We start from the raw sequence: 20510 nt of genomic DNA, 5'->3' as shown, positions 1-20510 counted from the left end.
CGTTCACCCTGCAACTGGCAACTTGCCCATTATTCCACCGGACTGAATTGCCTCCTGCCCATTTTGATACTTGATAGTGCTGAGGCGAGAGTAACTCAGCAAGGCATCTAACACGGTCCCAATCAATTGCTGGCGGGTCAGCTCCGTTTTCGCGCAGTAGGAACTGATGTCATAGCGCTGTAAATAACCACTATCAAAACCCACGCCGGGCTGCCCGCTACGCAATACCACTCTCACCGCACTGTTCAATAATCCCTCGCGAACGTCCTTGACCAAATCCAGACCGGCGCTGTCGGTTTCCATCACCACATCCAGTAAAATCAAGGCAATGTCACCGCATGTCCGCATAATCTCCCGGGCCTCACTGGCGGAATACGCATGTAACAAAGCCACTGGCCGTCTGTTGCACAACAAGCCATCCAGGACCATTGCCGTGACGGCATGCATCATTGGCTCATCATCCACAACCAGCACATACAGCGGCGGATTCGATTCCGGCTCGACAGTCTCGTTAGGTGCTGATTCTTCGGAGAAGATCAGCATTTCATCCGGCTCCGTCATAGGGCATCCTGCTCGCCGTAACGGCTTATTTTGCTGATGTCTGCCGGAAAGCGGATCCTAAAGGTCGTACCCACACCAACTTCACTCTCCACATCCAAGCTACCGTAGAGCTGGTGAGAAAGCAGGTTCATGACGATATGCATCCCCAGTCCGGAGCCACCACTGTCCCGCCGGGTGGTAAAGAAAGGTTCGAACATACGCTCAAGGTGGAGAGGTGTGATCCCGCAGCCATCATCACTGTAAGTCAACGTGATATCGCTGCTGTCCCCGCTTACCTGTAGGCGCAATGTGCCACTACCGCCCTCTGGATAGGCGTGATCCAGAGAGTTCATTACCAGGTTGGTCAGTATCTGAGATAGTGCACCCGGCTTGCTATGGGCCTGAACAGATCCATCGCAATCGAACTGTATATCAATACCACGTTTATCGAGTTGAGGCCGCAGACTAACGAGCAGTTCACCAATGTGAGCGCGCAGACCAAAGCGCCGCAACTCATCGTTGTTGGTGTCCACCGCCACTTGCTTCAAACTCTTAATAAGCTCGCTGGCACGGTTTAAGTTAGCAAATACTATTTCACTGCTTTGAGAGGCGGTATCCAGGTAGTTCTCCAAGGCAGAATGGGTCAACGACTCGTGTTTATAGTCGTCCAGCACCCTTGCCGTTGCGGCTTTTAGGGTGGACACAGCGGTTACGCCGATGCCTAAAGGGGTGTTGATTTCATGGGTAACGCCAGCCACCAACTCACCCAAGGAAACCATTTTTTCATTGGCGACAAGTGTATTTTTTGCCGCAGTGAGCTGTTGCAGGGCCGCACTCAGTTGCTGGTTGCTGACGTCGACTTCTTTTGTTTTAAGTTCGAGGTCGCGCTTAATGGCTATCGCCTCTCGATCTCGGTCTTCCAAGCGCTCCTGCAGACCATCAATGGCTTTATCCAGCATCGCCACTTCACGCAGCCACATCTCAGAACTCGGCGCCGATGGCTCGCCTTCGATCTTCTGGTTAAGACTGGAGAGAGATGCCGACAATTGCCAGTTCACCCGGCGCGCCATTGGTACGGTCACAGCGCAAAGCAGCAGAGGCGCCGCCACTGCCACGGCTAGCCACCACAAAGACAGGCCAATTATGAAGTGCGTCGCGACGACCAGCAGACAAGCCAGTAGCAATAGCAACACAGCTGGCATCACTACCAGATCCCTGCACAGCACGGCAAAAATGCCGCGAGGCTGGTTTGCCGGCACGGTGGACCTCAGGCTGAATTGCCGTGGACTGTCGGCGCCCACCGCTAGGTGGGCTACCGCCGTGGACCTGGGCATATAACACGACTCAAGGGGAACAAGATGTCCCACCATATCGCCGATCAAGACATTGATTCTATTGTGTTAATTACCTACCCAAGCAAGCGCTCGCCAGCCCCCTAGGGCAGCATCAGGTCGATACGCTCGTCGTGAAAAATATCTGCGCCCGGCGCCAACATTTCCACATAGCGGTCGAAATATAGAAACTGTTTGAGCAACATGGTGAAGGAGCGCGGGAAACGAATACCGTAGTCCCGAGCAATACTGCCGAGATCGCTGAGCATGGCATTGATACCGTCGGCACCTCGACCCTCCAAAACATCGGCGGGATCCATGGCATTAAGGCCGCGAAACAGGGTGGCGATATCGGCCGTCAGGCGGTCTACATCGACCTTCTCCCGGGTAATACCGACCTTGACCATGGCCTCGGCCATCTGCCGATAGTCCTCGCTGCCAATACCGCTAAACAGCGCAAACATGGCCTGCCAGGCCTCGGGCTGAATGCGCCCCACCATGCCAAAATCGATAAAGCCCACTCGCCCATCGGGTAATAGCATCAAATTGCCGCTGTGGAGATCGGCGTGAAAGAAAGGACACTGGGTTAAACTGGCAAACCAGGTATTAAGAGCGTGGAATAAACTCTCGGTAGCGTTCACGCCGCTGGCCGATGGCGCGGTATCGGTGAGTGCTTTGCCGTAGAGACGCTCCATGGTCAGCACTCGGTCCCCAGAAGCCTGCTCATAGGGTTTGGGGGCCACCACCTCTTTGTTGCCAGTGGCAGCGAGAAAATGCCGGAATTCCCGCAGGTTATTGGCCTCTTTGCGAAAGTCACACTCGTCGATCATCGATTGGTACATTTCCGCCACCAGCCCGGCGATGGCGTCCCGATCGGTGTGGGGCATAATCAATTCAAACAAGCGCGTCAGCAGGTAGACCGCGTTGAGGTCCGTGGTGAGGACCGCTTGAACGCCTGGCTTTTGAACCTTGACCACCACATCCTCACCGCTCACCAGCGTCGCGGCATGCACCTGGGCAATGGAGGCCGATGCCAAAGCTTCGGGGTCGATGTGGGCAAACACCTGGTCAATGGGGCAACCCAGATCCTGCTCTATAGTCTGACGAATACGGGTGAACGGGATGGCCGGAGTCTGGTCAAGGCATTTCTGGAACTCGTCTACGTACTCCTTGGGAAACAGCGAGGGCGAACTGGCGATAAATTGACCGAACTTGATATAGGTGGCGCCAAGGGACTCAAACAATTCCCGCAGCTCCTGGGGCGTCGGCTGACGCCATTGTATTAACCAGCGCAACGCCTTGGGGTACACCCGCCTTACCGTTTGGGCAAGGCGCAAAGAACCGCGCAACCCCAGCTCCGCCAGTCCCACGTTTCGCGCCGCCGAAAGCTCACTGCCAAATTGTTTACCTCTGCTTAGCAGACCGGGCATGCTGTCATTCTCCAATGGGTCGATATGGGGGCTATTATGCCTAACTCCCCCGGCAGATCACCCCTCCCCGTCAAAACGATTATGGCAGTGCTCCACAGGCTGAACTATGCTAGCCCTCTCAATAACAACAGGGACGGCACAGATGCACGATATCGGTATTTTTTGCGACGAGATTCCGGTGCCCGGCGAGGGCGGCGCAGAACACACCAACGACTGCTGCAGTCAGCGGGATGCCTTGACCTACGATATTAACGGCACCGACATCAGCCTGCCGGTACTGGTCAACGAAGCCGCCATGCTGATGAATCAGTTCACCGTCAGTGCCAAACGGGTCAAAGCCCTGCTTGAAGGCACCGGCTTTCGTCCGGTGGAGATTTTTCCCGGCAAAGCGCTGATGCAACTGCTGGCGGTGGATTATCGCAAAAATGACCTGGGTGACTACAACGAAGCCGCCATTATTTTTCCGGTTTTAGCGCCCGGCGAGTCACGCCCGCTGCCGCTGGTCGGCCCGATGATTCGCACCGTCAAGGGCACACTACATAACTTTGTCTACCGCATGCCGGTGGACCAAAACTTTACCACCCACGCCGGACGCTTTATCTGGGGCTTTCCCAAGTGGGTGTCCACCGTGGACATCAGCTTTGACGAAAAACGGGCGAGCGCGACTTTTGAAGATCAAGGCGAGTTAGTCTTTGCCATTGAATCCCCCGCCACCGGCAAGATCGCGGCCAAACCCCAAACCGCGCCCTCTCTCGCCATTCGCGATGGCCGTGCTTGGCGCACCTTTGGTGTGACCGAGGGCGAAGGCATGACCGTCAAACTGGGCGGCAAGGCTCCCACCATCGGCAACACCCATCCACTGGCCAAACTGCTGCGGGAACTGGGCTTGCCTAAACGCCCCATGATGAGTGTGTCTATGCAGCACGTGCGCTTGCGGTTTGATGGCGCCGAGTCTGTCCCAGTGGGTCAGCCCTTCTCCTCCACGCCACAGTGACGCAGAACTGAGAAGAAGCTATTGGGGCTAGGGAGCAAGGCCCCTTAAGGCCCGAGCAACGTCGGCGATCAATGCCGGCCCCCGATAGATAAACCCGGTGTAAACCTGAACCAGTGACGCGCCGGCGCGCATTTTTTCTGCCGCAGCGTCGCCACTGTCGATGCCACCGACGCCGATTATCGGCAGTTTGCCATCGAGCTCCTCAGCGAGGATTCTAACCGCCTGAGTCGATGCCTCTCTGACCGGGCGGCCGCTCAGCCCCCCTGCTTCAGCCCCGTGGGGCAAGTGCTTGACGGCGTCCCGAGCGATAGTGGTATTGGTGGCAATCACTCCGTCGATCTGCTGATCAATCAACACCTTGGCCACGCCCCGCAAATCCGCCTCGGCCATATCGGGGGCAATTTTAACGGCGATGGGTACATAGCGACCATGAGTCTGGGATAACTGCTTTTGCTCCGCCTTTAAGGCAGCCAACAAATCAATGAGAGGCTGACCAAATTGGAGATCCCGGAGCCCCGGGGTATTGGGGGAGGAAAGATTGACCGTTATATAACTGGCCAGGGGATAGACCTTATTCAAACAGTGCAGATAATCATCCACCGCCTGTTCCGCCGGCGTGTCTTTATTTTTACCGATGTTGATCCCCAGCACTCCGTCGTAGCCGCTGCGACGCACAGCATCAACCAGCTGGTCGACGCCACGGTTATTGAAGCCCATGCGGTTAATAATGGCGGATGCCTCGGGCAGACGAAACAGGCGCGGTAAAGGATTGCCCGGCTGGGGCCGGGGTGTCACTGTGCCGATTTCAATAAAACCAAAGCCCAGCGCGGCCAAGCCGCGGATATGACGACCGTCTTTGTCCAGTCCGGCCGCCAAGCCCACCGGATTGGGAAACTCCACCCCCATCACCGTTCTCGGGTCCGCAGCCGGAGGTGTAGCCAGTAGGCTGCTCAAGCCCAGGCGCTGTGCTGCCGAGAGTGCGCTTAAGGCCAGGTCGTGAGAGGTTTCCGTAGGCAGACAAAACAATGCTCTGCGCAGCAATGAGTACATGAGGCTGGGACCCTATAGGCTATCGACAGGAATAATCGGTGCGGAGTAATCCGCGCGGGGCGCTAGCATAGCGAATCCCCTCGCCGACGTCATGCCCGGCTGAGCGCCGGGCGGCGGGTGATTAGGCTGAAGTGTGCAAGCCACACTCGCGGTTTTCCGCGACTTTGGTGGGGTCGAAGTAGTGCTTACAGCTAGGCAGATCGTGCTCCGCCATAAAGGCGTCGATATCCGACTCGTTCCAATAAAAAATCGGCGCCACCTTGAGGACACCGCGACCATCCCAAGACAATACATCCAGACTCTGGCGAAAGGCCGTCTCTTCTTTGCGGATGCCAGTCAGCCAGATTTTCGGCTGCAGTTCCTCAAAAGCCCGGTTGAAGGGTTCCAGTTTGACCTGCCGGGTAAACTCGGCATGCAGATCCGGGTTGTCGTCCGGATGGGGAATGCCCCCCATCAAAGCGTTGCGGCGCTCCGCAGTGACTTCGGGGATGTACACCCGCAGATTGGGCTGAAGTCGTTTGATCAGCTTTTCCGCCACCCGATAGGTATCGGGCACGTTGTAGCCGCTATCCACCCACACGATGGGAGTCTCGGGGGCGACATCCGTAATCAGCTTTAGCATCACCGCCGCATTGGGCGCGAAGCTGGTGGACCCCATCATCGGCTCACCCAAACACGCCGCCCAGCGGATAATATCGGCCGGGGATTGGTCGCGAAGCTGCTGATTAAGGCTGTCCAGGTCGAGATCCATGACGGGACTCATTTGCTGATTAACGGTGGGGAACTGTAGCACAGCTCCCAACAACAACCAACAAATTCCTTTAAAATCAGCATGTTATAACAAATACACATATAGTTATAACAAATACGTTTTTTATTCCCTATCGGTCAAACCTTATTCCTGGAGACTTTTCGATACCACCTCAAAGACATCGCTGGACAGTTCCGGCACCGCCATAATGCTGTTCAGCGCGTCTTTCATCAGGGTTTGAGCGCCAGGCAAATACTTGCGCCACTTGGTGAGGGGCACCAGCAGGCGCGAGGCAATTTGCGGATTACTGCGATCCAATTGCTTCACCTGATCGGCCAGGAACTGATAGGCCGCTCCGTCGGATTGGTGGAAATTCACCGTATTCTGCGCGCAAAAGGCACCGATCAATGCCCGCACTTTGTTGGGGTTGCGGATATCAAAGGCGGGGTGAGCCATCAATTCTTTAACAGTTTCCAGCGTACCCGGCTGGCGATTGGTAGCCTGGACCTGGAACCACTGATTGACCACCAGCGGTTCGTGTTGCCAGTCCTGGTAGAACCGCCACAGCGCCTCGGTATGGTAGGGATGCAGATTGTGCACCAACGCAGTCAGCGCCGACAGCCGGTCAGTCATATTCTGGCTACTGTCGAACTGCGCCTTAGCCAAACCTTGGCACTCGTCATCGTCACACAACATCAGGTAGGCCAAGGCCGTATTCTTCAAGCTGCGCTGGGCAATCTGATCGGCTTCGGGACGATAGACTTCGTCACTGGTATTGGCGCGGTAGCAAGCCATCAACACATCTCGCAGCGATTCCGCCAGCGCATAACGCACCGCTTCACGGGCCCGATAGATACCGTGTACATCCACCGGCTCAATCACTTCCGCCAAATACGCCTCAGAGGGCAGCTGAAGAGTGAGTGCCACCATGGCTTTATCCAGGGAGTCATCGCTCAGCAAGGCCCGAAAGGCATCGACCAAGTCCTCGCTGACCTGGTAGCTGTCGGCATCGGCAGTCATGGCGCGGCGAATCTCCGCCACCCCCAGAACCTGGCTGGCGTCCCAGCGACAGAAGCCATCGCTGTCGCTTCGCATCAGCCGCAGCAGCTGCTGCCGACTGTAGTCGTAGTCCAGTTTTACCGGAGCCGAGAAACCCCGCAGCAAGCTGGGTACCGGCTCTTCTTTAATGTTGTTGAACACGAAGCGCTGTTCGCTTTCGGTCACGTCCAGCACCATCTGGGTGTTGTCTGAGGTTTCCGGGTCCGCAGGGGTTCCATCCAGCTCCAGCCGCAGTGCCCCCGCCTCACCCAACAGCGCCACCGCCAGGGGAATATGCATGGGCGCCTTCTCCGCTTGCCCCGGTGTGGGCGGACACTGCTGCTGAACAGTCAGGGTGTAGGTTTCGCTGTCGGCATCATAGTACCCGGCCACCTTCAAGCGGGGCGTGCCAGCCTGGGAATACCACAGCCGGAATTGTCCCAGGTCGCGACCACTGGCATCTTCCATCGCCTTGACGAAATCCTCGCAGGTCACCGCCTGACCGTCGTGACGCTCAAAGTACAAGTCGCTGCCCCGGCGGAAATCCTCCGGTCCCAGCAAGGTGTGCAGCATACGCACCACCTCGGCGCCTTTTTCGTAGATCGTGACGGTGTAGAAATTGGAGATTTCTATAAAAGAGTCGGGGCGAATGGGGTGCGCCATTGGACCGGCATCTTCGGCAAACTGGGCGGTACGCAGCAGGCTGACATCCTCCACCCTCTTTACTGTCGCCGAGCCCATATCGGAGGAAAACTGCGCGTCCCGGAATACGGTGAAGCCTTCTTTCAAACTCAGCTGAAACCAGTCACGACAGGTCACGCGATTACCAGACCAGTTGTGGAAGTACTCGTGGGCGACCACGCCCTCTACGCGCTGAAAGCCCAGGTCTGTTGTGGTCTCGGGCTTGGCCAGCACGCAGGAGGTGTTGAAAATATTGAGGCTTTTGTTTTCCATCGCCCCCATATTGAAGTCGTCCACCGCGACGATATTAAAGATATCCAGATCGTACTCGCGGCCATACACTTTCTCGTCCCAGCGCATGGCATTTTTCAATGAGGTCATGGCGTGGTCGCATTTATCGAGATCCTTGTCCTCGACATAGATATGCAGGTCGACCTCCCGACCACTGCAGGTGGTGAAGCAGTCAGACACCCGGGACAAGTCCCCGGCCACCAGCGCAAACAAATAAGCCGGTTTAGGGAAGGGATCGTGCCACACCGTGCGGTGGCGCCCGTCCTCCAGTTCCTCGGCTACCGTCAGGTTGCCATTGGATAGCAGAACCGGGTAACGACTCCGCTCGGCGACGATTTCCACCTCAAACTCCGACATCACATCGGGGCGATCCAGGTAGTAAGTGATCTTGCGGAAACCTTCGGCCTCACATTGAGTACAAAACATGCCGCTGGATTTGTACAACCCCTCCAGCGAGGTGTTCTCCTGTGGGCGAATCTGAGTTCGGCACGACAGGGTAAAGGCGTCGGGCACACCCTCAATGTGCAGTGTCTCGCCACTGATCCGGCGACGCTCTTGTGCTACCGGCTGACCGTCGATTTCCAGCGCCAACAGCTCCAACTCGGTACCGTGCAAGGTCAATTCCGCCGGCCCCGGTTCTGCATTGGGATTGCGCCGAAGGGTGAGCACCGAGTCCACCACCGTCGACTCCTCTGCCAATTCAAAACGCAACTGAGTGCGATCGATTAGATAATCCGGTTCTCGGTAGTCCTTGAGGTAAATTGTGCGGGGTTGCGCGTCGCGCATGGTAAAACTCCTGCCTGTCGGCACTGTTGTCGCCGGCATTGCCGACCTATCGACGGAATGTCTATCTGGAGAGAAAACCTCGATTTTACGGCCGTAAGGGCCTATTCAAGGCTGGAAAACGCTACCTGATAGCCGCCAAACTTACGAATATTAATAACACCGGTATCAAAAATCAGATATTGGCCTTTGATACCCAGCAGCTGCCCTTCGACCTTACTCTGCTTGTCGAAGTTCATGGATTTCACTTTGGTAGGATACTCCAGCACCGGGTAAGAAATGTGCTGCGGGGGCACCGAATCTATGGCCTGTAGCGCCTGCACGCCGAAGCGCTGCTGCAGCATAGCTACCTCGTTGGCGCACTCCGCGGCCAGCTCATCCCGGCGCGCGGCCAGGTCCACCTCGTCCGGCGAGCCCTTAAGCATGGCCTGCCAACTGGTCTTATCGGCGACATGGGCCTTGTAGATCGTTTCCAGCAAGCCGGACTGCAGGCGATTGCTAACCCGGTAAATCGGCAGCGCCGCCACGGCTCCCTGGTCGATCCAGCGAGTGGGGACCTGGCTGTGACGGGTAATACCCACTTTGACCCCCGAAGAATTGGCCAGGTAGACGATATGGTCAATCATGCAATGCTCGTCGCCCCACTCCGGCTCCCGGCAGGTACCCTCGAAGTAGTGGCATTTTTCCGGGCTGACAATACAGCTATCGCACTGAGCCAGGCGCTTAAAACAGGGAAAGCAGTAGCCCTGATTGAAACTCTTCTTGGTGGCACGGCCACAATGCACGCAGTTGATCTGCTCAAGGAAGGTCAACTTAAGGGTATTACCCAGCAGACCGTTTAAATCCAGAGCGTCGTCACCGACCCGCAATTGGTATTGCGCCTGCTCGCCGTCCAGGGCGGCGCGCATCTTGGCCAGAGGCCCACGTAATTCCGATTCAGCCATGGACTATTTAGCCCACTTGATAGTCTGCAGTGGATCCACCGGCTGGTCGTCGCACATTTCACCTTCGGCTTTGCTACCACGATCGATATAGCCCACCCGCTCCTGCTCCGGCAGGCGCTGCTCGCCGTAGGCGATCACTGCGGCCATGCAATGTTCCCGTTGCTCCGGGGTTAATGGCCGACCATCGGGCCACTTGCCGATTTCCACCGCCAGCTTAAGGGCGCGGTAGATATCGGGGTTCATCTGCTGAATAAGCTGTTGATAGTCCATGGCTAGTGCAACCGAGTTAATAAGGAAACAAGTATATCAGAGGGCCGGCGGCGCGCGGCGGGACGTGAGGGCCGAGAACCCGCCTAAAACCAGCCCCAGAATAAGGCCACTAAGGTGAGCGGTATTGGCGATGTCGCCAAAGCCCAGTAGCTTGGCAAAACCGACAAAACACAATACCAACCACAGCAACATGACGACCGCGATTCCAGGCGTTAGTGGAAAAGCCTGGTCTGGGCGCAGGCGATTCCAGACAATGATGTAGCCCAGCAAACCGTAGATAACGCCGGACATGCCACCGAATAGCGACTGACTCACCATCGCCTGAGCAAGGTTGGACCCGGTCGCCACCAGCAAGACCACACCCAGCAGATGCCAGGGGCCGCGGCGCTGCTCAATCATTCCGCCCAGCTCCCACAGCCACAGGCCATTAAAGGCAATGTGCAGCAGACCAAAATGTAAAAATATCGGCGTAACCAAACGCCAGTACTCGCCGGTAGGCCAACTGCCCTGCAATTGATTGCCGACAATCTCAAACTGATAAAAGCTCAGTAAGGGTATCCACTGGAACTGTCGATCCAGTGTGACCAGGCCGGCGCCGGCGACACTGAGCAACAGCAACACCAGAACCATCGGTGTGTGTAGCAGGTGGCGACGGCTCCGCCCGCGGCTTACAGTGCGAAGGTTTACTGTGTCGGTCGGGGTCAGCTCACCCTCCCGCCATTGCCGGTAGAGCGTTTGCACCTGCTGGGAATGGGCGTCGCTGCCCACCCACAGAACCTGTTTGCCCTGCTCTTCGGTGATACGGTGGGGAATATTGTACTGCCACAGCAGAGAGGATAACGTCTTGAGAGACACATCCAGTGGCAGTTTTAGCGCCGCACGTAACGCCACGTTTTCAGTCATCGCTATCCTCGCGGGGCAAGTGGCCGCCCCAGCCAAGTTTGTCCCGGCAGCTAGCGTAAAAACTGTGATCCAAGGGGTGAATCAGCCGTAATTTGTGACGCTTCTTACGCACGTAAATACAGTCTCCCGGCTTGGTGGTGAGACGCACCTGACCATCGCAGGTCACTGGCGGCTCCACCACGTTGCTGCGGCCCACCACCATTTTAATTTCACTACTGCCGTCCACCACGATGGGGCGACTGCTTAAGGTATGGGGGAACATCGGCACGATGGCGATGGCATCCAGCTTGGGGTGCATGATTGGTCCGCCCGCGGACAGCGAGTAGGCCGTGGAGCCCGTGGGGGTGGAGACTATTAATCCGTCCGAACGCTGCCGGTAGACAAATTCACCGTCGACAAACAATTCAAACTCCATCATGTGACCGGAAGTCCCGGAGTTGAGCACCACATCATTGAGCGCGTCGCCGCGCCCCACTGGCTCGTTATCCCGCTGCACCTCGACGTCTAATAAAAAGCGCTTTTCCAGGCGGAACTGCCCATCCAGTACGGGCCCCACCTGGGACTCGATTTCGTCGGGCCAAATATCGGTTAAAAAGCCTAAACGGCCTCGGTTTACGCCCAGCACCGGCACACTGTGACGAACCAGGGTGCGGGCCGCACCGAGCAGACTGCCGTCCCCCCCCACCACAATAATGAGGTCGCACACTTCGCCGATCATTTTGCGGGGGCTAACGCCGACCCGCTCGTTGGGGATCGGTTGAGTCACCGGTACCAATTGGGCCAATTCCTGGTCCAGCACCACTTTTAGATTTCGGGCCTCTAAAAATGCCAGCAGGCGTCCCAGGGTTTCTATCACCCCGTTGCCCTCTCGGCCGATAACCCCGATGTTGCGGAATTGCTCCATATCACTGCCACTCATTGCAAGGGGCCATTATACTCACGCCGCGGGGCGCAAAAATACCGTTGCGTGGTCGCACGGCGCAGTTGCCACTTTTATCTAATAACATGCGAGGACCACCTGATCGCCAGCCCCGAGCATCAACACTACCGTTCTCCCTGGGTACGGGCCTTGGCCTGGAGCTGTTTCGGCCCAGTGCTTTTGCCCTCCGATCCCCAGTCTTCCGGCCCCGCCCTCACCCCGCCCGACCTGCCTCTCAACGAGACCCGCAAACGCTGGCTGGCTAGTTTAGACGCCGATGACCGCCCACTGCGGGACCACCTCGAGCAACATTGCCACAGCCCCCGGCTAGGACTGGTATTTGAAAGCCTGTGGCATTTCTTTATCAGTAACGATCCGGACTGTGAGCTCACCGCCCACAACCTGGCAGTGCGAGACGGCAAACGCACCGTCGGGGAATTCGATATCATTTACTATCAGCACAGCACTGGGCGTTACTTTCACCTGGAGTTGGCAGTTAAATTCTTCCTTTATCACCCCAGCGGCGAGCACAATCCGCTGTCCAATTGGCTGGGGCCCAACAGCGCCGATCGGCTGGACCGCAAACTGGATAGATTGGTCGACCACCAATTGCGCTTATCTCGAACGAGATTCGGCCACCGCCAACTTGCCGAATTGGGCATCAGTGGGGTCAGCACACAGCTCCATTTTGGCGGCATGCTGTTTTACCCGCCCGAGGCAGAGGTTCACCCCTGCCCCAACTTGCACCCCGACCATTTACGAGGGCACTGGCAAACTGTGTCTACCTTTTTGGCGAGCGGTGAAATACAAAGATGGCGAGTACTGGCCAAACCTGACTGGCTGGCAGCAGACTTTAGCATGGGCATGCCATTTGATAGCGACGCCTTGGGCCGGGCCCAGCAACGGCCCATTATGGCGATTAATCCCGCGGGACAGCGGCAATTTATTACCCCTGACGACTGGCCCCAGCACCGCCGGCCTGCCGGGAGCTAATCACCAAATACCGTTGGAAAACCCCGGCGCCCCTGCAGGCCGCCGGTGTGCACAAGCAGCACCCGCCCCCAGCCAGCCAACTCTCCGGTGCGGTGCATTGCAGCGGCGGCATAGCACAGTTTAGCGGTATACACCGGATCCAGGGGAATGCCCTGATCCGCCTCGAAGCCCGGCACAAACTCCACGAGCTCGGGACTGAGGCGGCCAAAACCACCGAGATGAAAGCGCTTGTCCACCCTCCACGGCGCAGCCGGTCTCCCCGCCAGGGCTGTGGCAATATCACGCTCCACTTGCGCCGTTTGCTTTAAGGGCGAAATACCCACCACCTCGGTAGTGACAGGCAGAGCACTGGCCAGGCCGGCCAGGGTGGTGCCGCTGCCGCAGGCCAGCATCACACGGTGATACACCCCTTGGGGTATCCATCTGGCAATGTCGGCACAGCCCCGCAAGCCCAGCTCACCGGCGCCACCCTCGGGAATCAGATACGCATTGGGAAAAGCAGTAAGACAATCCGCCTGCCACTGCGGGTCGTAACGGCGCCGGTAGGCACCGTAGCCAACAAACTGAATGGTCATGCCCCAGCGCTTGGCGTCCTCCAACATCGCCGTGGAGTCTTGCCCATCGCCCCGCACCAAACCCACTGTAGACAAACCAACCTGATGCCCCAGGGCGGCCAAAGCATGGAGGTGATTGGACCAGGGCCCGCCGAAGCTTACCAGAGTAGCGGCACCCCGTTGGCGGGCAGCCTCCAGATGCCGCTGCAGCTTGTACCACTTGTTGCCGGACGCCGCACCGTGGAGTTGATCGAGCCGCAGGATATCGATACCGGGGTCTCGCCACCCGGCCAAGCTTTCAATGACCGGAGCCAATGACACACCTCTAATTCAACGACGCCATATGCTGCTGACAGCGATCGTTTTCACCGGGACGGAATAAGCTGGGGCGCTTCACCTTGGCGACTGGCTGCCCGCATACCTCGCCATCGCTGTCGCAGTAGCGACAGATCGGCAAGCGATAGTGGAGCAACCACGCCTGGTAGAGCTCGATATCAACGCGGCAGCGCTGGGCGGCAAAAGCGATGGGGTCACGCAGGTATTCCGGCAGCTCGTCCCGCGTAATCACCAGGTGCTCGATACCCGGGTGGTAAGCGACAAATGACAGCCCCTTTTGGCACATATCGTCCAACAGGTGCTTGTCGCTGTTGAGCATTAGCTGGCGGTTTTGGGTGCGCAATTCGCCCAGCTCACTGCGCAGTTCCACCACTTCCATCACCCGTTGATAGATTTCTTCTTCCCGCTTGGCGATGGACTCCTCGTACTGCCCCGCCTGCTCTTTCAGCTGCTTTTGCAGCTCTTCGTCATAGCTGTCTTTAAGCGTGGCAATCTCACTCTCCAGACGCGTATCTCCCGCATCGTGGACATGAGCCTCGATTTCCCGCTGCTTCTCTTCCAGCCAGCGGCTCTGTTTATCGAGCTTGGCACTAAGCTGGTCGTTTTTCTGGGCACTCTCAGTCAATCGCGCTTTTAATTTGGCGATCACCGACTCCCGCTGCGCCAACGCCTCGCTGTGGCGATCCTCCAGCTCAGCGATTTCCCGTTGATAGTGCTCAGCCTGAGTGGCAAAACGCAATCGCTCGGCGCCGCGCATGGCGGTAAGCTTCTCACGGTAGCGGCGATTAAAGCAGGATTGTGGCGCGGCGACTGTGGATTGCTGAGCTGGAGGCTCTGCGGCAACAGGGGGCTCAATTGGCCTCGCGGGGGTGTCCTCTGACACTGCCCCATCGACATCTGGCTCGGGGCTGGCCTGCTGACTGAAAAAGCTCGACACACCGAGCTTTGGGCCGAGCTGGCTGCCCTGATCGGCAATAATACCCAGCCGATTGCGCTGCACGGCTCGGCTCAGCTCGTCGAAGGTGCCGTCTCCCTGCATAACCGGATCCCACAGTTGGTCCCGATACCAAGACACCGGACAGGCACTGCGGCAGGCAACCCGCGCCGGTCCCTCGCCGAGATCCGGGCCAAAACTGGCTTGGTCTAGCAGGTGACGAAGGGGAATATTCCAGCCTCGGCCCACCCTGCCGGTGCGATCAAACTGAATGGTGAAGAATACAGCGCCGACAATTTTGAGACGCTGGCTAATTTGGATAAAACAGGCGTGAAGGTGCTCGCCGGAAAAATCGGGAATACCGACCACATCATCCAGCACTGCTTCAAACTCTGTATAGAACATCTCCTTCACAACTCGATCGTCGCGAAAGAACATGATCGCTTCGGTCAACGCTTGCACTATACCGCTCCTGGCGCTTTATCTTTCTGGGGAGACTATAACGCGTTCACAGAAATTTTGCGGAATACTTGCAGGCACACAAAGACGAAAGAGTCGCACAATATGCGCGGCACGACACATTGGTAGTAAGGTGTAAAAGGGTATAAAGGAAGGAGGTCAGAAAACCCAGACGACTCTGGTAAAAGTGGCGGACCGGACGGGACTCGAACCCGCGACCTCCGGCGTGACAGGCCGGCATTCTAACCAACTGAACTACCGGTCCGCATACTTTTAGATCGGGCAAATTACGCTGCCTAGACGACTCGACTCTGGTGGGTGGTGACGGGATCGAACCGCCGACCCTCTGCTTGTAAGGCAGATGCTCTCCCAGCTGAGCTAACCACCCGTCGTTCGAGTGAGGCGCATTCTACAGTAATGGATTGGCTTGTCAAACCTTCTCCCCGATTTTTTTAAATTTTTATGAAAAATAGCTATACCGCTGATTTTGCTCATTTTTTATACAACCTCTGAGCGTAAATGACGGCCTTCTAGAGAGCCGTAATCACGCCGACTTAGGCGCAGCTGTACAGGTGGGCACAGGGTGATTACCATAGGCGCCCTCGCCCGCGACAAGACCCTGGGCGAGACAGAAGACAGGGACTATATACCCCTCATTTATTGCTCCAGCCCGAGATGCCCCGTGGAAATATACAAAGAGTTCACCTTCGAGGCGGCCCATCGCCTGCCCAATGTACCCGAGGGCCACAAATGTGCGCGCCTGCATGGCCACAGTTTTCGAGTCGGCCTTTATATAGAAGGCGAACCCGAGCCGGAAACAGGCTGGATTATGGATTTTTCAGACCTCAAGCGAATTTTCCAGCCCACCTATGACAGGCTGGATCATCATTACCTCAATGATATCCCCGGCCTGGAAAACCCCACCAGCGAAAACCTGGCTATCTGGATATGGGATCAACTCAAACCCCAATTACCGGCACTGAGCCGGGTCGAGCTGCGGGAAACGTGCACCAGCGGATGCGTGTATACCGGTCCGAAATAGGCGTTTGCACGCACCATAAAATTGCACATTCTAGCTCTCGCACAAAAAAGTGCATTTTGGTAACACGTTACCATCGTCAACTCTTGACGTAACACTTATTCACAGCTATGGCCTTCCTGACCGATGAGTGACACTTTAGCGACAAAACCTGATAAAACTTCTACAAAAAACCCTTAACTAATTGTTTTATATATATTTATATCAAATGATTAATTTTTGAACAATTTGTTACAGGCCCGGTAGTAGCGGTGTTTTAGCGCTAAATTGACAACTTACCCACCAAGTTATCCACAGAATATGTGGACAACCCTGCCAACGGAAAACTGTGCATTTCCGTTACCATAGGGAAAACGTTAGCCCCGCAGCCAAGGGTGAGGCCCACTATTTGGCTTTTTGGAATAAGGGATTTCCACAAACCTGCTCTGAAGAAATAATACGCTCGACTGAACACAAAAAAGGCGGCCATAAAGGCCGCCTTTCTTTGCTACGCCTTGAAGCGCCAGGGACTAACTGATCCAGGCGATTAATGACGATAACAGGTCATAGAACCAAGTCTTAACACTTTGCCACCAGGCCGGCTGTTCTCGCCACTCTTTATCCAAGTTGGCCCGGTCCAAAATATAGGCATGGATGGCATATGCATCCTCCTCACTGAGAACATCGTCAAAACCAACCATTCCCGCTTTTTTCATGATGCCGTCCAAAACAATGGCATTGAAGTTGTCGTGAAACACCCTGGGCAGATGCCGCAGGTCTGGCACGCCCCCGCCAGACACGGCGTCTTGACCGTGGCAGGCACTGCAGTAACGGTGGTAGAGGTTACGCCCACGGCTCAACACCTCCTCGTCTTCCGTCAAGCGCGGCGGTGGCTCATGGATTTGCAGGGGTGGGTTTTCGGGCAGGCTCGCCTCACCGCCCAGCTTAAAGGTCAGCACTCGGCTGGGAGGTGGCGCGTGATCCCGGGACATTCCTCCCATCAAGCCAAAACCGCCGCCCCACCCCACCAGGACAGTCAAATATTGCTCACCGTCGACTTCGTAGCTTACCGGCGGCGCCATAATGCCCGCGCGGGTCGGGTACGACCAAACAATGTCACCACTATCATCGGCCACAGCCAGCAAGCGCTCATCAGAAGTGCCCTGAAAGACCAGGCGTCCGGCCGTCGCCAGTACCCCACCATTCCAGGTCAGGGGGTGCTGAATTTTCCAGGCAGGCGCCCGGGCCACCGGATCCCAGGCCAACAAATGTCCCTCGGTCATTTTTCTGATCAGGAACTGGGATAACACCGGATCGGGAACTCCGGGCTGCTCGGGGTCGACACCAAAGTTCCAGTGACCCCACTGAAACTCAAAATTCTCATCGTCGACATACTGGTAGAGGCTTTCCATGGTGGGGATGTAGACATAGCCAGTATCGGGACTAAAAGCCATGGGGTGCCAATTGTGGGCACCAATTGAGGAGGGTCTAATCAACTCAGCCTGTTCCGGGAAGCGGGCGATATCGGTTTCTACCGGACGACCGGTTTCCATATCGTAATGAGTGGCCCAGTTGATTCGCGCAAAGGGATCGGCGGAAATTAGCTCACCACTCTCGCGGTCGATCACAAAGAAGAAGCCGTTTTTGGGAGCGTGCCAAATTACCTTGCGCGACTCACCGTCGACCTCCATATCCGCCAGCATAATGGGCTGAGTCGCCGTGTAATCCCAGGTTTCAGCGGGGGTTTCCTGGTAGTGCCACAGGTATTCGCCAGTGTCCGGATCGAGAGCGACGATTGATGACAGGTAAAGGTTGTCGCCGCCCTCAGGGCTGCGAACCCGGTGGTTCCAAGGTGAGCCGTTGCCCACACCGATGTAGAGCTGGTCCAGCTCGGGGTCGTAGACGATGGAATCCCACACCGTGCCACCACCGCCGAACTTCCACCACTCCCCGGTCCAGGTCTCTGCGGCCCGCCGCATGGCATCATTTTCAAAACCATCAGCCGGATTGCCGGGTACCGTGTAAAACTTCCACACCTGTTCGCCGGTATCCACGTCGTAGGCGGCGACAAAGCCCCTCACCCCGTATTCGGCGCCACCATTGCCAATAAAGACCAGACCTTTGGCGGCGCGGGGAGCGCCGGTGATGGTGTAAGGGTACTTGTCGATATCAGCGGTCTGGGTGGACCAGAGCTTGTCGCCAGTGTCTGCGTCCAGGGCAATCAGCCGGGCGTCCAAGGTACCAACAAAGATCTTGCCCTCGTAGAGAGCCACACCGCGATTGACTACGTCGCAACAGGCCATCTTGGCCCACTCCCGCGGTACCTCGGGATCGTACTTCCAGAGCAATTCGCCGCTCCGGGCATCCAGCGCATACACCACACTCCAGTTGCCAGTGACATACATCACACCGTCAACCACCAGCGGTGTTCCTTCCAAACCCCGGTTGAAATCTGTGTCGAACGACCACGCCAAGCCCAGCTTATCCACGGTGTCGCGATTGATCGCCTTCAGCGGGCTGTAGCGTTGTTCACGATAGCTCTTACCGTAGGACAGCCAGTCTCCACCGGGATTGGCGGCAATGGCGTCAGTATCAACACCGGCGGCAGCACCGCCCTGTTGCGCCCAGGCCCCTCCGGCAGTAAACAAAACCAGGCAACACAGCAGCAGGCGTAGGAACATTATTGTTGGTCTCCATCTCGCAATGAGCTCGCAGGCCTGGACACAGGCCCCAAAAAAAAGACGTAAGTTTGACCGACTCAGAGAGTAAGGGGATCAGCCACTCGGATTAGGCCGAGCGGCCAGCGACCCGCACCGACCTATACGCGATGTTCTCGAAAACCGGTTTTGCCCTCGTAAAAGCGGCGGATTTCGGCAATATCCCGCTCGACATCACCGCTGGGGTAAAAGGCGGGCCCCAGCCCGGTTTCCTTTTTGGAGGCATCCACGAAACCAAGGTAAATAGGCACCTCAGCGCCGCGGGCGATATGGTAGAAGCCCTCTTTCCAACGCTCCACCTTGCTGCGAGTTCCCTCGGGAGTGATTAACACCAGCAGCGCATCGCGCTGCCGAAAATGCTCTACCATCTGCTCCACCGTGTTGTGCTTGGCCCGGCGGTCTACAGGAATGCCACCAAACCAGCGCATAATGGCGCCCAGTGGGCCCTTGGGGAACAGGGTATGCTTGCCCATCCAGTGGATATCCAAACCCAGCACAAAAGCCGCCACCATCATGGTGGGAAAGTCCCAGTTACTGGTGTGGGGCGCGGCAATCAGTATGCATTTTTTCTCGGCGGGCGCCTTGCCCACGACCTTCCAGCCAATCAGCCGGCAGGTCAGCATAAACAGCCACCTGAAGCCGTGGCGCACCCCTGGCGTTCTAAATATTGTTTGCTCTTGCATGGATGTCGACACCGACCCAATTGTTATCGATTATTTTGCGATCTGCCTGTTGGACATTAGTCGTGGTAGTCGGGACTCTCACCACTGCCCGCTGCAGTGATCGCCTTGAGCACATCGTCCTGACTGAGGGTCCCGCCATTCCAGGTGGCGACATAGCGCAAACTGTCTTCCACGCTGTGATCCCGGCTGTAGTTGAGCATCTCCTTGGTACCGCGAATCACCAGCGGGGATTTGCGGGCGATATTCTGGGCCAGTGCCGACACCTCATCAATCATGGTCTCATAGCTGGCATAACAGCGATTGACCAAGCCAATGCGCTCCGCTTCGCTGGCGTCAAATTTGCGGGCGGTATAGGCCAGCTCGCGAACCACACCAGGCGAAATCAATTTGGGCAGACGCTGCAGGGTACCGACATCGGCGACAATACCGAGATCTGATTCTTTGATGGAAAACACCGCACCATCACAGCAATAGCGCATGTCACAAGCACTGATCAAATCCACGGCTCCACCAACGCAGTTACCTTGAATCGCGGCCAGCACTGGCTTGCGGCAGCGCTCAATCGCCGTCAGATTATCCTGCAAGCGCATAATACGGCGCCGAAACCATTCCGCCTGACGGGCCGCCTCGGGAATGGTGTTCTTTTCGGCAGTAAGCTCCTGCAACATGCCCAGATCAATGCCCGCGCAGAAGTTCTTGCCCTCACCACAAATCACCACAGCGCGGACGCAAGCTTCGTCATCCAGCCACTCAAAGCACTGCTGGAGTTCATCCCACATCGGCATGTTCATGGCATTGGCTTTTTCGGGCCGGTTTAATGCCACCCAGGCAACGTGGTGCTCCATACGCACAGCTAAGGTTTGATAGGTGGGTGGAGTGACGGTTTGCATC

The 20510-nt window shown here is 56.8% G+C and carries 18 protein-coding genes and 2 tRNA genes; 3 read left to right on the top strand and 17 right to left on the bottom strand.

Annotated features, from left to right (window positions below; translation table 11 throughout):
• Positions 1–3 precede the first annotated feature (3 nt).
• The 3 genes from I6N98_RS07280 to I6N98_RS07270 all read right to left on the bottom strand — a co-directional run bounded on the left by I6N98_RS07280 (position 4) and on the right by I6N98_RS07270 (position 3301).
• The gene (locus tag I6N98_RS07280) at positions 4–561 is read right to left on the bottom strand and encodes a response regulator (protein ID WP_198571123.1); all 558 of its coding nucleotides are present in this window, start codon (positions 559–561) and stop codon (positions 4–6) included.
• Positions 558–1874: a sensor histidine kinase gene (locus I6N98_RS07275; RefSeq protein ID WP_198571122.1), complete on the bottom strand. Its 1317-nt coding sequence runs from the start codon at positions 1872–1874 to the stop codon at positions 558–560. The genes I6N98_RS07280 and I6N98_RS07275 overlap by 4 nt, the downstream gene beginning before the upstream one ends.
• Positions 1875–1975: 101 nt before the next feature.
• Positions 1976–3301, bottom strand: coding sequence for an ABC1 kinase family protein (locus I6N98_RS07270; protein WP_198571121.1), 1326 nt, complete (start codon positions 3299–3301; stop codon positions 1976–1978).
• Between the two features lie 142 nt (positions 3302–3443).
• On the opposite strand from I6N98_RS07270, the gene I6N98_RS07265 reads away from it, so the two are divergent.
• Complete coding sequence (locus I6N98_RS07265) at positions 3444–4295, top strand: acetoacetate decarboxylase family protein (protein ID WP_198571120.1); 852 nt, start codon at positions 3444–3446, stop codon at positions 4293–4295.
• 27 nt (positions 4296–4322) lie between these two features.
• On the opposite strand, the gene I6N98_RS07260 is transcribed toward I6N98_RS07265, so the two are convergent.
• From I6N98_RS07260 to I6N98_RS07230, 7 genes are all read right to left on the bottom strand, one after another.
• The gene (locus tag I6N98_RS07260; protein ID WP_198571119.1) at positions 4323–5345 is read right to left on the bottom strand and encodes a quinone-dependent dihydroorotate dehydrogenase; all 1023 of its coding nucleotides are present in this window, start codon (positions 5343–5345) and stop codon (positions 4323–4325) included.
• Positions 5346–5466: 121 nt separating this feature from the next.
• The gene (locus I6N98_RS07255) at positions 5467–6096 is read right to left on the bottom strand and encodes a phosphoadenosine phosphosulfate reductase domain-containing protein (RefSeq protein ID WP_198571118.1); all 630 of its coding nucleotides are present in this window, start codon (positions 6094–6096) and stop codon (positions 5467–5469) included.
• Positions 6097–6240: 144 nt separating this feature from the next.
• The gene (gene pepN, locus I6N98_RS07250; RefSeq protein WP_198571117.1) at positions 6241–8892 is read right to left on the bottom strand and encodes an aminopeptidase N; all 2652 of its coding nucleotides are present in this window, start codon (positions 8890–8892) and stop codon (positions 6241–6243) included.
• A gap of 101 nt (positions 8893–8993) precedes the next feature.
• On the bottom strand, positions 8994–9833 hold the full coding sequence (locus I6N98_RS07245; RefSeq protein WP_232787491.1) for a DUF2797 domain-containing protein: 840 nt from the start codon (positions 9831–9833) through the stop codon (positions 8994–8996).
• Between the two features lie 3 nt (positions 9834–9836).
• Positions 9837–10103 (bottom strand): YeaC family protein, encoded by a 267-nt coding sequence (locus tag I6N98_RS07240; RefSeq protein WP_198571116.1) that lies wholly within the window; start codon positions 10101–10103, stop codon positions 9837–9839.
• Positions 10104–10139: 36 nt separating this feature from the next.
• Positions 10140–11006, bottom strand: a complete 867-nt coding sequence (locus I6N98_RS07235) for a rhomboid family intramembrane serine protease (RefSeq protein WP_198571115.1) — start codon at positions 11004–11006, stop codon at positions 10140–10142.
• Complete coding sequence (locus I6N98_RS07230; protein WP_198571574.1) at positions 10999–11910, bottom strand: NAD(+) kinase; 912 nt, start codon at positions 11908–11910, stop codon at positions 10999–11001. The genes I6N98_RS07235 and I6N98_RS07230 overlap by 8 nt, the downstream gene beginning before the upstream one ends.
• Before the next feature lie 63 nt (positions 11911–11973).
• On the opposite strand from I6N98_RS07230, the gene I6N98_RS07225 reads away from it, so the two are divergent.
• Positions 11974–12918, top strand: a complete 945-nt coding sequence (locus tag I6N98_RS07225; protein WP_420496987.1) for a DUF1853 family protein — start codon at positions 11974–11976, stop codon at positions 12916–12918.
• Here the strand turns inward: I6N98_RS07225 and I6N98_RS07220 are convergent.
• The 4 genes from I6N98_RS07220 to I6N98_RS07205 all read right to left on the bottom strand — a co-directional run bounded on the left by I6N98_RS07220 (position 12915) and on the right by I6N98_RS07205 (position 15589).
• Positions 12915–13787 carry a 1-aminocyclopropane-1-carboxylate deaminase/D-cysteine desulfhydrase gene (locus I6N98_RS07220; RefSeq protein ID WP_198571113.1) on the bottom strand — a complete coding sequence of 291 codons (873 nt, stop codon included), beginning with the start codon at positions 13785–13787 and terminating at the stop codon, positions 12915–12917. The two genes, I6N98_RS07225 and I6N98_RS07220, sit on opposite strands and share 4 nt — an antisense overlap.
• Positions 13788–13797: 10 nt before the next feature.
• Complete coding sequence (locus I6N98_RS07215; protein ID WP_198571112.1) at positions 13798–15204, bottom strand: hypothetical protein; 1407 nt, start codon at positions 15202–15204, stop codon at positions 13798–13800.
• Positions 15205–15389: 185 nt separating this feature from the next.
• A tRNA-Asp gene (locus tag I6N98_RS07210) sits at positions 15390–15466 on the bottom strand.
• Between the two features lie 47 nt (positions 15467–15513).
• Positions 15514–15589 (bottom strand) — tRNA-Val (locus I6N98_RS07205).
• 294 nt (positions 15590–15883) lie between these two features.
• Between I6N98_RS07205 and queD the strand changes: the two genes are divergently transcribed.
• Positions 15884–16243, top strand: coding sequence for a 6-carboxytetrahydropterin synthase QueD (gene queD / locus I6N98_RS07200; protein ID WP_198571111.1), 360 nt, complete (start codon positions 15884–15886; stop codon positions 16241–16243).
• 506 nt (positions 16244–16749) lie between these two features.
• Here queD and I6N98_RS07195 read toward each other — a convergent pair.
• The 3 genes from I6N98_RS07195 to I6N98_RS07185 form a co-directional block, all read right to left on the bottom strand.
• The gene (locus I6N98_RS07195) at positions 16750–18900 is read right to left on the bottom strand and encodes a PQQ-dependent dehydrogenase, methanol/ethanol family (RefSeq protein ID WP_198571110.1); all 2151 of its coding nucleotides are present in this window, start codon (positions 18898–18900) and stop codon (positions 16750–16752) included.
• Positions 18901–19037: 137 nt separating this feature from the next.
• On the bottom strand, positions 19038–19619 hold the full coding sequence (locus tag I6N98_RS07190) for a lysophospholipid acyltransferase family protein (RefSeq protein WP_198571109.1): 582 nt from the start codon (positions 19617–19619) through the stop codon (positions 19038–19040).
• Positions 19620–19675: 56 nt separating this feature from the next.
• A complete protein-coding gene (locus tag I6N98_RS07185) occupies positions 19676–20509 on the bottom strand; it encodes a crotonase/enoyl-CoA hydratase family protein (RefSeq protein ID WP_198571108.1) in 834 nt (277 codons plus the stop codon).
• Position 20510: the final 1 nt, after the last annotated feature.

It is taken from the genome of Spongiibacter nanhainus (assembly GCF_016132545.1).
GTDB classification, from domain to species: Bacteria; Pseudomonadota; Gammaproteobacteria; order Pseudomonadales; family Spongiibacteraceae; genus Spongiibacter; species Spongiibacter nanhainus.
This window is presented reverse-complemented; position numbering and strand designations above follow the sequence as displayed.

Excerpts from the sequence above, each read along its gene's own strand:
- I6N98_RS07280 (WP_198571123.1), bottom strand. The coding sequence starts at position 561 with ATGACGGAGCCGGATGAAATGCTGATCTTCTCCGAAGAATCAGCACCT.
- I6N98_RS07275 (WP_198571122.1), bottom strand. The coding sequence starts at position 1,874 with ATGCCCAGGTCCACGGCGGTAGCCCACCTAGCGGTGGGCGCCGACAGT.
- I6N98_RS07270 (WP_198571121.1), bottom strand. The coding sequence starts at position 3,301 with ATGCCCGGTCTGCTAAGCAGAGGTAAACAATTTGGCAGTGAGCTTTCG.
- I6N98_RS07265 (WP_198571120.1), top strand. The coding sequence starts at position 3,444 with ATGCACGATATCGGTATTTTTTGCGACGAGATTCCGGTGCCCGGCGAG.
- I6N98_RS07260 (WP_198571119.1), bottom strand. The coding sequence starts at position 5,345 with ATGTACTCATTGCTGCGCAGAGCATTGTTTTGTCTGCCTACGGAAACC.
- I6N98_RS07255 (WP_198571118.1), bottom strand. The coding sequence starts at position 6,096 with ATGGATCTCGACCTGGACAGCCTTAATCAGCAGCTTCGCGACCAATCC.
- pepN (WP_198571117.1), bottom strand. The coding sequence starts at position 8,892 with ATGCGCGACGCGCAACCCCGCACAATTTACCTCAAGGACTACCGAGAA.
- I6N98_RS07245 (WP_232787491.1), bottom strand. The coding sequence starts at position 9,833 with ATGGCTGAATCGGAATTACGTGGGCCTCTGGCCAAGATGCGCGCCGCC.
- I6N98_RS07240 (WP_198571116.1), bottom strand. The coding sequence starts at position 10,103 with ATGGACTATCAACAGCTTATTCAGCAGATGAACCCCGATATCTACCGC.
- I6N98_RS07235 (WP_198571115.1), bottom strand. The coding sequence starts at position 11,006 with ATGACTGAAAACGTGGCGTTACGTGCGGCGCTAAAACTGCCACTGGAT.
- I6N98_RS07230 (WP_198571574.1), bottom strand. The coding sequence starts at position 11,910 with ATGGAGCAATTCCGCAACATCGGGGTTATCGGCCGAGAGGGCAACGGG.
- I6N98_RS07195 (WP_198571110.1), bottom strand. The coding sequence starts at position 18,900 with ATGTTCCTACGCCTGCTGCTGTGTTGCCTGGTTTTGTTTACTGCCGGA.
- I6N98_RS07190 (WP_198571109.1), bottom strand. The coding sequence starts at position 19,619 with ATGCAAGAGCAAACAATATTTAGAACGCCAGGGGTGCGCCACGGCTTC.
- I6N98_RS07185 (WP_198571108.1), bottom strand. The coding sequence starts at position 20,509 with ATGCAAACCGTCACTCCACCCACCTATCAAACCTTAGCTGTGCGTATG.